Source organism: Haemophilus influenzae (genome assembly GCF_019703545.1).
GTDB lineage: Bacteria > Pseudomonadota > Gammaproteobacteria > Enterobacterales > Pasteurellaceae > Haemophilus > Haemophilus influenzae_E.
This window is the reverse complement of the sequence record NZ_AP018771.1, coordinates 1,742,628-1,758,135: the sequence shown is the minus strand read 5'-3', so window position 1 is coordinate 1,758,135 and position 15,508 is coordinate 1,742,628. Positions and strand designations below refer to the sequence as shown.

Below are 15,508 nucleotides of genomic sequence, written 5' to 3'. Positions count from 1 at the left end.
TAAAAATGATGTTTTTATGACCGCACTTTTTATATTTTTTTGTTCCGTTCTAAGGATTTATGTTGAATTTGTACCGTTTTTCCTTTGGCTTGAAAATATTCGCCTAACTGCTGTGCTATATAAACGGAGCGGTGTTTTCCCCCAGTACATCCAATGGCAATCGTCAAATAGCTACGGTTATTTTTTTCTAACATCGGTAACCAAGTATCAATGTAATGACGAGTGAGATAAATAAATTCATTGACTTCTGTATGACTATTTAGAAATTCTGCGACAGGGGCTTCTAATCCAGTCATTGGGCGTAATGTTGGATCCCAATGGGGGTTAGGTAAAAATCGTACATCGAAAACATAATCCGCATCTAAAGGAATCCCATATTTAAAACCAAAAGATTCAACAATAATTTTTAATTCTTTTTCACTATTACCGCGTAAAAATTCGTGTAATCGCTCTGCAAGACTATGTGTAGAAAGATGGGTGGTATCAAGAATAAGATTTGCGTGTTGAATCAATGGTTCAAGATAGCAATATTCTTCATCAATTGCGGCTTCAAGAGATAAATCTTTTAATGAAAGCGGGTGCAAACGGCGTGAATCGCTATATCGGCGAATTAGGGTGGCACGATCAGCCTCTAAGAAAATGATTTTAATCTGATGATGCTTTTGTAATGTTGAAAGGGTTTGCTTAAGAGAATGAGCGGAGTTTGGAATATTACGAATATCAAGACTGATGGCGACAGATGATTGGGATTGAGATAGAATATCAGTCAATTGAGGAAGTAAATCCAGAGGAATATTATCAACACAATAATATCCTGTATCTTCCAATGCTCGTAAGGCTACAGATTTTCCTGCGCCAGAACGTCCACTAATAATGATAATTTCCATAAGTTTCCCCACTGTAATTATTCTTTCACTTCTTCAAATGTCGTTTCTGATTGATCGGTAATTTCAAAAACTTGCCAAATTTCATCCGCACTTTTGGCTGATCGTAATTGTTTCAACACATTTTTATCAGTCAGTTTTTCTATTAATGATGCTAAAACTGGAATGTAGGTTTCACATTGATTTTCTGGAATCAGCAAGGCAAAGATTAAATCCACTGGTTTACCATCAACAGCATCGTAATCAATCGGATTATCGAGTTGCATAAACACTGCGATTGCTTTATCTGATACTGTTACGGGGATTTTCGCTTTTGGCATTGCAATCCCATTTCCTAAACCAGAATTCCCCAGTTTTTCGCGTTCAAAAAGGCATTCAAAACAGGCTTGTTCGCCTTGTTCTGCAAGGATTTGTTCCTCTACAAAATGCGCAATAGACTCAAATAATCGTTTTTTGCTAGAAAAACTAACGCCCTGACGAATATTTTCAGGGCTTAATAGTTCAGTTATTTTCATTTTTATAATTTGAATTGTTCGCCAAGATAAACGCGTTTAACCTGTTCATCGTTCATCACTTGTTCTGGTGTGCCTGTTGCGATAATTTTACCTGCGCCAACAATATAAGCGCGTTCGCAAACATCAAGGGTTTCACGAACATTATGATCAGTAATCAAAACGCCTAATCCTCGGTTACGTAAGTCGGTGATAATTTTCTTAATATCGCTCACAGAAATAGGATCTACACCAGCAAAAGGTTCGTCTAATAGAATAAATTTTGGATTTGCTGCTAAGGCACGTGCGATTTCTACACGGCGACGTTCTCCGCCTGATAAGGCTTGCCCTAAATTATCCCGAATATGGCCAATATTAAATTCTTCAATTAATTCATCTGCTTTTTCGCGACGTTGTTGTGGGGTTAAATCTTTACGAATTTCCAATACCGCCATCAAATTTTCATAGACAGTCAAACGGCGAAAAATCGAGGCTTCTTGCGGTAAATAACCAATGCCACGTTGCGCACGATTATGCATTGGGAGCAAACTAATATCTTCGCCATCAATAACAATTTTACCTTGATCTTGGCGAACAAGCCCAACGACCATATAGAAAGTTGTTGTTTTCCCTGCACCGTTTGGCCCGAGTAAACCAACAATTTCATTAGAGTTTACGGTTAAACTAACATCCGAAACAACTTTACGACTTTTGTAGCTTTTAGCTAAATTCTCTGCAGTCAAAATTGACATAGATTACTTCCCTTTAGCTTGTTGTAATTGAGATGGAATAAGAACTGTTGTTACCCGTGATTTTCCATTACCATTAGCTTTAAGTTGTTGTTTTTTCACATCATAGGTAATAACACTGCCATTAATTTTACTATCAAGCTGCTTTAATTCGGCATTGTTAGTTAATGTTAAAAATTCGTTACCAAGATCATAATGAACTTTATTTGCTTTTCCATCCACTGGCTTACCATTATCTAACTGTTGATGGAATGTGACTGGCGTGCCGAATGCTTCTACCGTTTCTTTTTTCCCTGATTTTTCAGCAGGACGAGTGATGACAACTTTATTTGCTTTGATAACAATAGACCCCTGTGTAATTACCACATTATCTGTGAATGTCACTACACTTTTTTCCATATCTAAGGATTGATTATCCGAAACAATATTTATCGGCTGATTAACATCACCTTTCAATGCAAAAGCTGAACTTGATGCTAATACCATCGTTGCAAGAAAAAGAATTTTATTGCTTACTAACTTCATAATATGTTTTTACCTGTTCCTTTAATGTCGCCACTTGTTGGCGTAAATTTCCGACTAATTTTAATCCTGTAGAACTAAAATTTTTACCCTTAATTTTAACCTGTGTTTCGGAAGTCATATCCTGTGTTTTCAAATTGACGACCGCTGATTCTGTTTCAATGCGTTGCAAACGTGAATCTGATGTTAAATTTTGCGCGACGACATTACCCTCTAAATACAATATTTGATCTTTTGTCAATCTTGCTTGATTTGCACTTAATTTCCAGCTTTGTGTGCTAAAAAAATCTACATTTTGATTGGCATTTTTTTCCTCTTCCTTTTCATTTGATGTTGTGGGATATAAATAAACTAAAGGCGCGGTAAAAAGGGTTTGTTCATTGACTGTATAATGCTCAATTTTATCGGATAAAGCCAAATATTGTTTTTTACCATCAGGGAAAAAAACCGTAGTTTCCATTTTATAACCCACATAATCAGGACTATCTGGCTTTTTCACCAGTTCAGATAAATCTGCGGTTTCCTGATTTAAGGAATAAAACCACGCCAAAGCACAAAGTGCGATAACGCCCAAAATTACATTCCAACGAATATTCATTTTTATTTCAATCACTTATCCACAAAGTGCGGATGAAAATTTCAATATTTTTAATCTTCCAACATTAATACCTTGAGCATTTGATAAATTTCTCGATAGGCTTTCGATGGTTTATTTTGCTCCAGTTCTTTTTGTGCAGAACGAATCAGATTGCGTAGTTGCTGACGATCGCCATTAGGATAATCATTTAATAAATCTGTTAAAGCCACATCGCCTTTTTCCACCAATTCATCGCGCACTTTTTCGATTTTATGCAGCATAGCTTGCTGTTGGTTATGTTTATTTTCGATTTTATCTAAGGCTTCACGAATGGGCTCAACATCAATTCCACGCAACAATTTACCGATATATTGTAATTGACGGCGGCGAGCTTCTTTTTGTAAACGCTGTGCAAGTTCAATGGCATCAAGTAAGGATTCATCAAGTGGGATTTTGGCAAGATTAGCTTTGGTTAAATTGACAATCTTTTCGCCAAGTTGTTTTAAATCTTCCGCATCGCGTTTGATTTCGCTTTTACTCACCCAAATAATTTCTTCTTGATCTTCATCTTCCCAATCGAAAACTTCTTTTTTCTTACGTTTTGCCATTTTTTATCCTTTATAAAAATTGGTGCACATTTTACCATAAACTTTGAAAATAAGATAAAATGTTGAAAATTTTTAATAGGAAAAAATAATGAAAACAGCTGAAAATTCAACCGCACTTTTAAAAGCACAAGAACAAGAATTACGTCAAGCCGTCAGTTTTGCAGTGGAGTTAGCAACGAAAGCTGGCGCAAGTGCAGAAGTCGCAGTCACAAAAGTGAGCGGTTTATCCGTATCTGCTCGTTTGCAAGAAATTGAAAACGTAGAATTTACTAATGATGGCGCATTGGGGATCTCCGTTTATATGGGGCAACAAAAAGGCAATGCTTCTACTTCCGATCTAAGCGAAAGCGCAATTAAAAATGCGGTAGAAGCCGCACTTGCAATTGCAAAATACACTTCACCCGATGATTGCACAGGCCTTGCGGATAAGGATTTAATGGCTTTTAATGCGCCTGATTTAGAACTTTATCATGCTGCTGATGTGGATGTTGATAAAGCGACGGAATTGGCACTTCAAGCAGAACAAGCCGCTTTGCAAGCGGATAAACGCATTATAAATAGTAATGGTGCAAGTTTTAATTCACATACAGGCGTGAAAGTTTATGGAAATAGCCATGGTATGTTGCAAAGTTATTTATCAAGCCGTTATTCCTTATCTTGTTCGGTTATTGGTGGCGTAGAAGATGCCTTAGAAAATGATTACGAATACGCGATCTCTCGTGAATTCGATAAACTCCAATCGCCAATTTGGGTTGGCGAAAATTGTGCAAAGAAAGTCGTTTCTCGTTTAAATCCTCAAAAATTGAGTACACGAGAAGTACCTGTCATTTTCTTAAATGATGTTGCAACTGCTCTTATTTCTCATTTTGCCGCTGCAATAAGTGGTGGCAGCTTATATAGAAAATCAAGTTTCTTACTCGATCATTTAGGTAAACAGGTCTTACCAGATTGGTTCAATATTAGTGAGAGACCACATTTATTACGCCGTTTAGCTTCAACGCCTTTTGATAGTGAGGGTGTTCGCACGCAAGATCGTGAAATTGTCGAAAACGGCATATTACAAACTTATTTAGTGACAAGTTACAGTGGTAAAAAACTCGGTATGCCGAGCACTGGTCATGCTGGAGGTATTCACAACTGGCTTGTTAAGCCAAATTTAACGGGTGGATTGACCGCACTTTTACGTCAAATGGGAACAGGCTTACTCGTAACAGATGTGATGGGGCAAGGGGTCAATATCGTTACTGGCGATTATTCCCGTGGTGCATCAGGTTTTTGGGTGGAAAATGGGGAAATTCAATATCCCGTCGCCGAAATTACTATTGCGGGGCAATTGCAAGATATGTTGAAGAATATGGTTGCTGTAGCGGATGATATAGAGCATCGTTCTAACATCCAAACGGGTTCTATTTTGTTAGATAAAATGAAAATTTCAGGAAATTAAGAATATTTTTGAAATTGAGAATAATTCTTATTGACAATGGATAAATATCTGCTACTATACGCACATCTGTTAAGCGATTGCAGGTTGCTCCAACAGGTAGAGTAGAAAGTAAATTCGTTAGGGTTCAAAAAGGCTGAAGGTTTAAACTTCAGCCTTTTTTTTGTAAAATAGCAAACTATTTTATCCCCTGTCATTTCATAAGGAAACACAATGAAAAAACACCACGTAGATGTTTTAATTTCAGAGAACGATGTTCATGCTCGTATTGCTGAATTAGGTACTCAAATTACAAAATTTTATCAAGAAAAACAGATCGATAGCCTTGTTGTAGTGGGACTTTTACGTGGTTCCTTTATGTTTATGGCGGATATTGTTCGTCAGATAAATTTACCTGTGGAAATTGAATTTATGACTACTTCAAGTTATGGCACTGGTATGACCACGAATCACGACGTTCGTATTACCAAAGATTTGGACGGCGATATAAAAGGTAAACACGTTTTAATTGTGGAAGATATTATTGATACGGGCTATACCTTGGAAAAAGTGCGTGATATTTTGAATTTGCGTGATCCTGCGAGCCTTGCAATTTGTACGTTACTTGATAAACCTTCTCGTCGGGAAGTGGAAGTGCCTGTTGAATGGATTGGTTTTGAAATTCCTGATGAATTTGTGGTGGGGTATGGTATCGATTACGCGCAACGCCATCGTAATTTAGGCTATATCGGTAAAGTTGTTTTAGAAGAATAATTTGATTTTATTGAAAAGTGCGGTTGAAATTTTAAATGAATTTTTAGCCGCACTTTTTTGTATTATTTCATTGCTATTTTCTCGATCACTTGCTAAATCTTTTTACAGCAAATACAGCCGTTATATTGATAATCTTGCTGGGGCAATTTTCTTATTTTTCGGCGACTATTTAGTTTATTCAGGCGTGCTAGCCACTGCAGCCGCATTTTAATTACCAAAAAGTATAAAATATAACGAAAGAAAACTTGTTATTTTTACTGAAGTTGATAGTCTCCAAACACTTTAATCAGTTTTGGAGATTTTTTATGTTATTAGTCAATTTGGCGATATTTATTGCTTTTTTATTGCTGTTAGCACAGCTATATCGCAAAACCGAAAAATTAGGGCAAACGGTATTTATCGGTTTATTGCTCGGTTTGCTTTTTGGTGCGGTATTGCAATCCGCTTTTGAAAAACCTTTGTTAGACGAAACTTTAGATTGGATCAACGTGGTCGGTAACGGTTATGTTCGTTTATTGCAGATGATCGTGATGCCGTTGGTGTTCGTGTCGATTTTATCTGCTATCGCTCGTATCAATCAAACCAGATCATTGGGCAAAGTCAGCGTTGGCGTGTTATCCACCTTGCTGATTACCACCGCCATTTCCGCTGCAATTGGGATTGCGATGGTGCATTTATTTGATGTGTCGGCGGCAGGATTAATCGTGGGCGATCGTGAATTAGCGGCTCAAGGCAAAGTGTTAGATAAAGCAGGGCAAGTGTCCAATTTAACTGTGCCTGCGATGTTGGTGTCCTTTATTCCGAAAAATCCTTTTGCTGATCTCACGGGTGCCAACCCAACGTCCATTATTAGTGTCGTAATTTTCTCAGCATTACTTGGCGTGGCGGCTTTGAGTTTAGGCAAAGAAGATCAAGCACTTGGCGAACGAATTGCACAAGGTGTAGAAACTTTAAACAAATTAGTGATGCGTTTGGTGCGTTTTGTGATTCGCTTAACCCCTTACGGCGTGTTTGCGTTGATGATTAAAATGGCTGCCACCTCAAAATGGGCGGATATTGTCAATTTGGGCAATTTTATTGTGGCTTCTTACGCTGCTATTGCCTTAATGTTTGTGGTTCACGGCATTTTATTGTTCTTCGTTAAAGTCAATCCTGTGGATTACTACAAAAAAGTGTTGCCAACCTTAAGTTTTGCGTTTACATCTCGCTCAAGTGCGGCGACAATTCCGTTAAATATTGAAACGCAAACCGCAAAATTAGGTAACAACAATGTCATCGCCAACTTTGCTGCCTCATTCGGTGCCACTATCGGACAAAACGGCTGTGGCGGCATTTATCCAGCGATGCTTGCTGTAATGGTCGCCCCAATGGTCGGCATTGACCCTTTTAGCTTCAGCTACATTCTAACCTTAATTTTCGTGGTCGCCATTTCTTCATTCGGTATCGCAGGCGTAGGTGGCGGAGCCACATTCGCCGCTATCGTCGTGCTATCTACGTTAGGTTTACCACTGGAATTAGTCGGTTTACTCATTTCCATCGAACCGATCATCGATATGGGACGTACCGCACTTAACGTAAACGGTGCCATGGTGGCTGGCACGATTACGGATCGCTTGCTAAATAAGTAACTGGAAATCAATAAAAAAATCTGCAATTGAGAATTCAGTTGCAGATTTTTTATCGCTCAATACTTTTGACTAAAAAGTGCGGTGGTTCTTTTCAGTGTTTTATAACTTAAATCGATGAATAATTTGATTTGCGGAACCTCGCCAAACTAAACTTGGGTCAGCCTGTTCTTGAATAAATTTCCCATCAATTAATACATCAATATAAGGCAACATAGCACGTTGTTGTTCGTCTAATTCATCTAGCTTATAACCCGTCCAAACCCAGATGTCTTTATCGGGACATTCTTGTTTTACACGTTGCACAAAGGGCAATAATGTTTCTACGTTGAGGGGATGAAGTGGATCGCCACCTGAAAGCGTCAGCCCTTGGCGTTTAATGCGTGTGTCTTTTAAATCATTGATGATTTGTTGTTCCATTACATCATCAAATAATACACCCGCTGAAAATGACCAACTTTTTTGGTTGTAGCAACCTTTGCAAGCGTGCGTACAGCCACTGACGAAAAGTGTGCATCTTGTGCCTTCGCCATTGATCACATCGGTCGGGTAGTATTGGAGGTAGTTCATTTCATAACAATCCTGAAAATGTGGCTTAAATTCTCGCCAAATTCACCGCACTTTTGAATTAGTCTTTGCAATACGGCGGTAATTTCTGCATAATAGCACGCAATCGCATTGCGATATCAATGGAAACCTTCTCGGTCTCTCGCAACGGTGTCTGGTTTACTCGGTCAGGTCTGGAAGGAAGCAGCCAAAGTCGGAATTACTGTGTGCCGAGAAGAAGCTGGGAAGGTTTCCGCCCAACTTCCTTTTCTTATACTCGCTCAATCAATCTTTTAAAGAACCCATTTTCTTTGGTGATTAAACTATTGTAATCGCCTTCTTCGATTAATCTTCCGTTATCAATTACACAAATTTTATCGAATTGTTCAATTGAACTGAGACGGTGAGTGACTATAATTAGGGTTTTATTGTCGGCATGTTGCAGAATTAAACGTAAAATTTGACGTTCAGTTTCGCGATCTAAGCCTTCTGTCGGTTCATCCAATAATAAAATGGGCGCATTATTGAGTAAAATACGCGCTAAACCTAAACGGCGTTGTTCCCCACCAGAAAGTGGACGACCGCCATCTCCCAGCCAAAGATTTAAACCTTTTCCTTCTTGCTCAAGTAATTTACTTAAGCCAACTTGATGTAGTACTTCAATCATTTTTTCATCAGAAATTTTATCCGCACTTGCAAATTGTAAATTTTGACGAAGTGTATCGCTGAATACGTGAACACGTTGAGTTAAAAAACAAATTTGGCGGCGTAATGTTTCTTCTGAATAGGCGGAAATGGGTTTTTCTGCCAATAAAAGCTCACCTTGATTCGCATCATAATTGCGTACCAAAAGTTGAAGGAGTGAAGATTTTCCACTTCCAGTTTTGCCTAAAATAGCAATTTTTTGTCCTTGTTCTAAATCTAATGTAAGATTTTTTAATACGAGTGTTTCTTGTTCGGGATAGGAAAAATTTAAATTCTTCGCAGAAATTAACCGCACTTTTGTTTCAAATTCCTCGTTACCATTAAACTCAACAAGCGGTTTTTGCTCAATGATTTCGGTCACACGTTCTGCTGCAGCAATCACTTGACCTATATGCAAAAAAGCAGCACCCAATGGCATGATGATCTCAAAGGCGGCAAGTGCAGCAAAAGTGAAAAGTGCAATATAAGCCGTGCGATATTCATCTGTGCCAAAATCGGCGTTACTTGCAAACCATAGCATTCCAGAAATCAACAAACCATTAAGAAAGAGAACAAGTGCGGTAGAGAATCCGTTTAATTTTGCTTCTTTAGCTTGATCTTCCTGCCATGTTTTTTCTGTGACTGACATTTTTTCTTTTAATCTATCTTCCGCATTAAATAATAAAAGCTCGGCTTGTGCTTGGATAAATTCTAAAAACTGGGTTCGATAGGTCGCGCGTGCTTGGATTAAGCGTTCGCCAAATTGCTGTCCTAGTCGATAGAAAACAGTTGGGATAATTATTAATAAAATTAACAAAAATAAGCCTAAACCAAGTGCGAGTGGAATATTGATAAAGCTAAGTCCAATCGTTATGGCAATGATTACAAATACAGCAGTGAAAAATGGCGCAAGTAAACGTAAATAGAGGCTATCAAGGGTATCCACATCGGAAACTAAACGATTTAATAAATCGCTGTTGCGATAACGATTTAATACCGCTGGGCTTAAAGGAATGATTTTTTCAAATACTTGTACGCGTAATTTCGACAAAATGCGGAATGTTGCATCATGCGTCACTATTTTTTCAAAATAGCGCATGACGGTTCGTCCGATAGCTAAACCTCGCACACTGGCTGAAGGGTAGAAAAAGTTAAATAGCGTGCCTAGTCCTGCAATGGCTGTAGCGGCTAAAAACCAGCCTGAAACGGTAAGCAAGCTCATGCTGGATCCCAATCCTAAAATCATCAGCACCAAGCCTAAAATAAGCGGAAATTTGGCGAATTTAAATAAACGTATAAATGGAAGTAATGTGCGCATTATTGGATATCCTGTTGTCGTTGAGCGAGTAGTTCAGCAAAGAAACCTTCATGTTGTAATTCGGTAAATTTACCTTGCTGTACTATTTCTCCTCGTTGCATCACAAAAATTTGATCACATTGTTTCAAATCTTCAATTCGGTGGGTAATCATCAGTGTAGTTTGATGCTGACTTGCTTCATTCAATGCTTGTAAAACAAGATTTTCTGATTGCGCATCTAGGCTTGCGGTTGGCTCATCGAGCAGAAGTAAATCGCCTTTGCGTAACAATGCCCGAGCAATGGCAAGGCGTTGCGCTTGACCCACAGAAATGCCTAATCCACCATCTTTTATTTCGTGATGAAGTCCAAGTTTATCGGTAAATTCTTTGGCTTGAGAGCGTATTAACGCTTGATTAATTTCTTCATCGTTGGCTTGAATATTGCCAAGTAGTAAGTTTTCTTTAATTGTGCCTTGTAATAACAATGGATTTTGTCCTACCCACGCAATATGTTTGCGCCAGTCAGCTAGATTACTTTCGCGAAGTTCTTGCCCATTAATTTTAAGAGAGCCCTCATAAGGTAAAAAGCCCAAAATCGCATTTATTAATGAAGTTTTTCCTGCGCCACTTTGCCCTACAAGCGCAACATTGTGATTTGCTGGAATTTGGAAGTTTAACGGCTTGGTTAATGCTGAACCCTGTGTCGAAAGCACCACTAAATTTTCGGCAGAAATTTCAACCGCACTTTCTAAAGAAATTGTTTTTTCATTTTGATGAACGGTTAAATAATCGGATTCTAAAAAATCAACAATAGCATCAGCTGCGCCAATACCCGCTGCGCGGTCGTGGTAATAAGTGCCTAGATCGCGTAAGGGTTGATAAAATTCAGGTGCAAGAATTAAACAAAAGAAACCTGTGAAAAGTGTAAGCGGTGCATTATAGGTACCAAATTCAATTTGACCTAAGTAGCTAAAACCAAAATAGACCGCTATCAGTGCAATGGAAATAGAGGTAAAAAATTCCAATACGGCAGAAGAGAGAAAAGCGAGTTTTAGCACATCCATTGTGGTTTCACGGAAATCTTCAGTGGCATTTTCAATATGCTCCGTTTGTTCAGAAGTGCGGTTAAAAAGACGCAAGGTTTCCAAGCCGCGTAAGCGATCTAAAAATTGGGCACTGAGGCGAGAAAGGGTATCCATATTTTTTTGGCTGTTGTCAGCCGCAGCAATACCGACAATGATCATAAACAGAGGAACAAGCGGTGCGGTAATCATTAAGATTAAGCCTGCCGCCCAGTTCAAGGGAAATACAGCAATGAAAATAACCACTGGAACAATGGCTGAAAGACTTTGTTGAGGCAGAAAACGGGCATAGAAATTATGTAAGTTTTCAACTTGTTCCAACATAATGCTTGCCCAACTTCCAGCTGGTTTTTGATTGATTGTCGCAGGGCCGACAAGATGAATTTTATCCAGAATTTTTTGACGAATATGGTTGCGTAATAATTGTCCGCTTTGGAAACCTATTTTTTCGCGTGCCCATAAAATAATAGCACGCATCCCGAAGCCGATAATTAGCCCGAGAAAATAAGGAATAAGTTCATCACGAGGCACATTTTGTATAATCAATTTATCGAGCAACGTCGCAAGAAAATAAGTTTGTGCGACTAAAATGAATGAAGAAAGCGTAGCTAAGACAATGTTCACACGCATTAATTTTTTGATAGGTTCTTGTTGTGCGCGAAGCCATTTTTGTAAATATTTTTGGCGAAGTTTGTTCATAGTTTTATCGTGATATAGAGAAAGTTCCCCTCTTTAAAAGAGGGGAATTGGTTAGAAGATTTATGCTTCTTGAGAGTCTAAATAGCGTTCTGCATCCAATGCTGCCATACAACCAGTTCCCGCGGAGGTAATGGCTTGGCGATAATTGTGATCCATTACATCGCCTGCTGCGAACACGCCTTCCACAGAAGTGGCTGTTGCATTGCCTTCAAGACCAGATTTTACAACGATATAGCCATTATTTAATTCTAGTTGCCCTTGGAAAATTTCCGTATTTGGCGAGTGACCAATCGCTACGAATAAGCCATCTAATTTGAGTTCTTCTTTCTCGCCCGTTTTTGTATCGGTTAAACGTAAGCCCGTTACGCCCATATTATCGCCCAATACTTCATCTAAAGTGCGGTCAGTATGCAGAACGATTTTTCCTTCTTCCACTTTTTTGTACAAACGGTCGATAAGGATTTTTTCCGCACGGAAGCTATCGCGACGGTGAATTAAATGCACTGTACTTGCAATATTGGCTAAGTAAAGCGCTTCTTCCACCGCAGTATTTCCACCACCAATCACACCGACAGGCTTATTGCGATAAAAGAAACCATCACAGGTTGCACAAGCGGAAACACCACGACCTTTGTAGTTTTCTTCTGAAGGTAAGCCAATATAACGTGCAGAGGCACCTGTTGCGATAATTAACGCATCACAAGTGAAATTTTGTACATCGCCAAAAAGTTTGAATGGGCGAGAAGATAAATCTACGCGATTGATATGATCGAAGACGATTTCTGTCTCAAATTTTTCTGCGTGTTGCAACATACGTTGCATTAAACCTGAACCAGTAGTCATCTCAAAATCGCCTGGCCAGTTCTCAATTTCATCTGTAGTGGTCAGCTGCCCACCTTGTTGCAAACCAGTCACCAATACTGGTTTTAAGTTTGCACGTGCTGCGTAAATGGCTGCTGTATAACCAGCAGGGCCTGAGCCTAAAATTAAAAGTTTTGCGTGTTTGGTATCTGACATAAAGAATCCTTGTTTGTAGTTAAGTAATAATATAATGCAATAAGTTGCATTTTACTGATTATAAACTTTTTGCTTAATAAAGCAGCGAATAAAGCAATCGACGAAATTTATTTGTCAGCGGATCAGCATTGCCCATTGCGCTTAAAATAGATAAAAATTGTTGTTTCACTTCGCCATTCTGCGCGCTTAAATCTGTTTTTAAAATGCCGAAAAGTAGTGTCAGTGCTTCTTCATTTCGTCCAGCTTGATGAAGTTGTACAGCAAGTTTTATTGCAATTTCAGCTGTTGGGTTTTTAGCATAATCAGCCTGTAATTGTTGGATTTCAGGTGTATCGGCTGCTTGAATTTGTAGCTCAATTTGTGCTTGTAATCCGTGCCAACGGCTATCACGATCTTGCAATGGAATTTGATTTAAAATTTCTTGTGCTGGCTCCGTTTTCTTCATTGCAATATAGGTTTCTGCGTAGAGTAGGGCAACATCACTGTTTTTCTTATTAGAAAGTTCCCATGCGTCTTTCAACAATGGCAATGCAGCTTCGTAATTTTCTACTTGCAAGAAATCTAATGCTTGTTGGAATTTTAAATCTTCCTCTTTCGGTAAAATAATGCTTAATCGTTGGATTAATGACGCTTTATCAAGCATGCCTGAAAATGCATCTAATGCCTGTGCTTCTTTAAACAAATAGGTGGTTGGTAATGCTTGGATGCGGAATTGTGCGGCAATCATTTGCTCTTTTTCACAATTTACTTTTCCAAGAATAAATTGTCCTTGATATTGTTCTGCAACTTGCTCAAGTAGCACCAAAAAATCTGCGGATTCTTTATGCGTTGGCGCATAAAAATTGATGACAAGTGGTTTTTCTAAGGATTGTTGCAGTATTTCAGTAAGGTTTTGTTCGTTGATCTCAACGATAAAAGGAAAATCAGCCATGTTTTATCCTTGTGAAAAAATAATGGCTGATTTTAGCAAAGTGCGGAAGATTTTAGAAACGTTTTACCATTTCTATTATTAATCAAGTTTTTTTAAGATCAATTTTCCCATCATTTCAATATGTGCATGCTCTACATTAAGTGCAGGAATATATTGATAAGATTGTCCGCCATTGTTTAGGAAATTTTCTCGATTTTCTTTGTCAATTTCTTCAATGGTTTCTAAACAATCTACGGAGAAACCTGGGCAAACAACAGCAATTTTTTGAATGTTCTGTGTTGCAGCAGATTCTAAAAATTTATCGGTATAAGGCTGTAGCCATTCTTCACGTCCAAAGCGAGATTGAAACGTCATTCCCCATTGTTTTTCTGTTAAGCCTAGCTTATTAACAACTGCAATAGTCGTTTGTTTACAATGTTCACGATAATAATCGCCCATTTTTTCGTAACGCAGAGGAATACCGTGATAAGAAAATAACAAAAACTCATCGGATTTTAACCGCACTTTTATGGAGTCGGCTAAGGCATTAATGTAATTTTCATCAATATGATAAGAATGGATGAAATCAAAAGGCAGTAATCCTCGTTCTTCTTTAAGAGCGTTAGCGAAAGCATCAAATACTGCGCCTGTAGTTGAGCTAGAGTATTGCGGATAAAGAGGCAAGACAATAATTCGCTCAACTTGATTTTTAAGCAAATTTTTCACCGCACTTTGCATTGATGGATTGCCATAAGTCATGGCAATTTCTACTTGAGTATCGATATTTTGATTATCTAAATAGGCTTGTAATGCGTCTTTTTGTTGTCGTGAAATGGCAAGTAAAGGCGAACCTTGTTCTGTCCAAATGGCTTGATAATTTTTGGCGATACGTTTTGAACGCAATGGCAAAATAATGGCTTTAAGCAGTGGATACCATTTGAAACGCGGTAAATCGACCACGCGAGGATCCGTTAAAAATTGCCATAAATAACGGCTAATTGACTTCGGCGTTGGGCTATCTGGCGTGCCTAGATTGGCAAGTAATACGCCGATTTTTGCTGGTTTTGTCATAAATTGATTACGGAAAGGGTTAATCTAGAAACACAACAAAGTTTATTCTCTTCTGTGCGGATGTCAATTTGCCAAACTTGGATATTTCTGCCCAAATTAATTGGTGTGGCTCTTGCAGTCACTTTACCTGAACGAACAGGGCGAAGATGATTGGCGTTAATATCCAATCCAACCGCGGTTTTGCCTTCTTCTAAACAAAGCGAACCCGCAAGGGAACCAATTGTTTCAGCTAAAGCAACCGAAACCCCACCGTGCAACACACCAAACGGCTGCATAGTACGATGATCCACAGGCATTGTCGCTTCAATCCAATCTTCGCCAAAAGCTGAAATTTCAATGCCAAGATGACTAACTGCAGTGTTGGAGCAGAGTTGATTTAAGTTTTCAAGGGTAAAAGTTTTTTTCCAGAGCATTTAATCTATTCCATATTATCAATTATCTTGGCTCCACCCATTTATGGGGGGGGAGCTGCCGAAGGCTGAGGGGGATAAATGTTCAATTTCAACATAAATTGTTTTAGGTACATTATCTTTTTTTAATATTTCATCATTC

Annotated in this window: 17 protein-coding genes and 1 other RNA gene; 5 read left to right on the top strand and 13 right to left on the bottom strand. The window is 38.6% G+C overall.

Annotation, left to right across the window (positions count from 1 at the left end):
* Positions 1 to 29: 29 nt before the first annotated feature.
* The 6 genes from rapZ to yjgA are packed head-to-tail and all read right to left on the bottom strand — an operon-like array spanning position 30 to position 3,831.
* Positions 30 to 887, bottom strand: coding sequence for an RNase adapter RapZ (gene rapZ / locus K6J66_RS08885; RefSeq protein WP_038440016.1), 858 nt, complete (start codon positions 885 to 887; stop codon positions 30 to 32).
* A 17-nt stretch (positions 888 to 904) separates the two neighbouring features.
* Positions 905 to 1,399: a PTS IIA-like nitrogen regulatory protein PtsN gene (ptsN, locus tag K6J66_RS08880; RefSeq protein ID WP_038440015.1), complete on the bottom strand. Its 495-nt coding sequence runs from the start codon at positions 1,397 to 1,399 to the stop codon at positions 905 to 907.
* Between the two features lie 2 nt (positions 1,400 to 1,401).
* Complete coding sequence (gene lptB / locus K6J66_RS08875; protein WP_005657236.1) at positions 1,402 to 2,127, bottom strand: LPS export ABC transporter ATP-binding protein; 726 nt, start codon at positions 2,125 to 2,127, stop codon at positions 1,402 to 1,404.
* 3 nt (positions 2,128 to 2,130) lie between these two features.
* Positions 2,131 to 2,649 carry a lipopolysaccharide transport periplasmic protein LptA gene (gene lptA / locus K6J66_RS08870; RefSeq protein ID WP_005661318.1) on the bottom strand — a complete coding sequence of 173 codons (519 nt, stop codon included), beginning with the start codon at positions 2,647 to 2,649 and terminating at the stop codon, positions 2,131 to 2,133.
* Complete coding sequence (lptC, locus tag K6J66_RS08865) at positions 2,630 to 3,244, bottom strand: LPS export ABC transporter periplasmic protein LptC (RefSeq protein WP_005647563.1); 615 nt, start codon at positions 3,242 to 3,244, stop codon at positions 2,630 to 2,632. Before lptC ends, lptA begins: the two co-directional genes overlap by 20 nt.
* Before the next feature lie 50 nt (positions 3,245 to 3,294).
* Positions 3,295 to 3,831, bottom strand: a complete 537-nt coding sequence (gene yjgA / locus K6J66_RS08860; RefSeq protein ID WP_038440014.1) for a ribosome biogenesis factor YjgA — start codon at positions 3,829 to 3,831, stop codon at positions 3,295 to 3,297.
* An 88-nt stretch (positions 3,832 to 3,919) separates the two neighbouring features.
* Between yjgA and pmbA the strand changes: the two genes are divergently transcribed.
* The 4 genes from pmbA to K6J66_RS08840 all read left to right on the top strand — a co-directional run bounded on the left by pmbA (position 3,920) and on the right by K6J66_RS08840 (position 7,653).
* Positions 3,920 to 5,275, top strand: a complete 1,356-nt coding sequence (pmbA, locus tag K6J66_RS08855) for a metalloprotease PmbA (RefSeq protein WP_038440013.1) — start codon at positions 3,920 to 3,922, stop codon at positions 5,273 to 5,275.
* A gap of 210 nt (positions 5,276 to 5,485) precedes the next feature.
* Positions 5,486 to 6,025 carry a hypoxanthine phosphoribosyltransferase gene (gene hpt, locus K6J66_RS08850; protein WP_005661327.1) on the top strand — a complete coding sequence of 180 codons (540 nt, stop codon included), beginning with the start codon at positions 5,486 to 5,488 and terminating at the stop codon, positions 6,023 to 6,025.
* A gap of 1 nt (position 6,026) precedes the next feature.
* The gene (locus K6J66_RS08845) at positions 6,027 to 6,236 is read left to right on the top strand and encodes a LysE family translocator (RefSeq protein WP_005661330.1); all 210 of its coding nucleotides are present in this window, start codon (positions 6,027 to 6,029) and stop codon (positions 6,234 to 6,236) included.
* 94 nt (positions 6,237 to 6,330) lie between these two features.
* Entirely contained in the window at positions 6,331 to 7,653 is a 1,323-nt protein-coding gene (locus K6J66_RS08840; RefSeq protein ID WP_011272409.1) for an L-cystine transporter, read from the top strand.
* A gap of 99 nt (positions 7,654 to 7,752) precedes the next feature.
* On the opposite strand, the gene nrdG is transcribed toward K6J66_RS08840, so the two are convergent.
* On the bottom strand, positions 7,753 to 8,220 hold the full coding sequence (gene nrdG / locus K6J66_RS08835; protein WP_038440011.1) for an anaerobic ribonucleoside-triphosphate reductase-activating protein: 468 nt from the start codon (positions 8,218 to 8,220) through the stop codon (positions 7,753 to 7,755).
* Between the two features lie 128 nt (positions 8,221 to 8,348).
* Here nrdG and ffs point away from each other — a divergent pair.
* Positions 8,349 to 8,447, top strand: an RNA gene (gene ffs, locus K6J66_RS08830) — signal recognition particle sRNA small type.
* 20 nt (positions 8,448 to 8,467) lie between these two features.
* Here the strand turns inward: ffs and cydC are convergent.
* The 6 genes from cydC to K6J66_RS08800 all read right to left on the bottom strand — a co-directional run bounded on the left by cydC (position 8,468) and on the right by K6J66_RS08800 (position 15,369).
* Positions 8,468 to 10,198, bottom strand: coding sequence for a heme ABC transporter ATP-binding protein/permease CydC (cydC, locus tag K6J66_RS08825; protein WP_038440010.1), 1,731 nt, complete (start codon positions 10,196 to 10,198; stop codon positions 8,468 to 8,470).
* Entirely contained in the window at positions 10,198 to 11,958 is a 1,761-nt protein-coding gene (gene cydD, locus K6J66_RS08820) for a heme ABC transporter permease/ATP-binding protein CydD (RefSeq protein WP_038440009.1), read from the bottom strand. The genes cydC and cydD overlap by 1 nt, the downstream gene beginning before the upstream one ends.
* Before the next feature lie 60 nt (positions 11,959 to 12,018).
* Entirely contained in the window at positions 12,019 to 12,975 is a 957-nt protein-coding gene (gene trxB, locus K6J66_RS08815; RefSeq protein WP_005630407.1) for a thioredoxin-disulfide reductase, read from the bottom strand.
* A 73-nt stretch (positions 12,976 to 13,048) separates the two neighbouring features.
* Positions 13,049 to 13,906 (bottom strand): co-chaperone YbbN, encoded by an 858-nt coding sequence (locus K6J66_RS08810; protein WP_038440008.1) that lies wholly within the window; start codon positions 13,904 to 13,906, stop codon positions 13,049 to 13,051.
* Between the two features lie 78 nt (positions 13,907 to 13,984).
* The gene (gene hemH, locus K6J66_RS08805; RefSeq protein ID WP_038440007.1) at positions 13,985 to 14,956 is read right to left on the bottom strand and encodes a ferrochelatase; all 972 of its coding nucleotides are present in this window, start codon (positions 14,954 to 14,956) and stop codon (positions 13,985 to 13,987) included.
* Positions 14,953 to 15,369 (bottom strand): hotdog fold thioesterase, encoded by a 417-nt coding sequence (locus tag K6J66_RS08800; RefSeq protein ID WP_038440006.1) that lies wholly within the window; start codon positions 15,367 to 15,369, stop codon positions 14,953 to 14,955. Before K6J66_RS08800 ends, hemH begins: the two co-directional genes overlap by 4 nt.
* Positions 15,370 to 15,508: the final 139 nt, after the last annotated feature.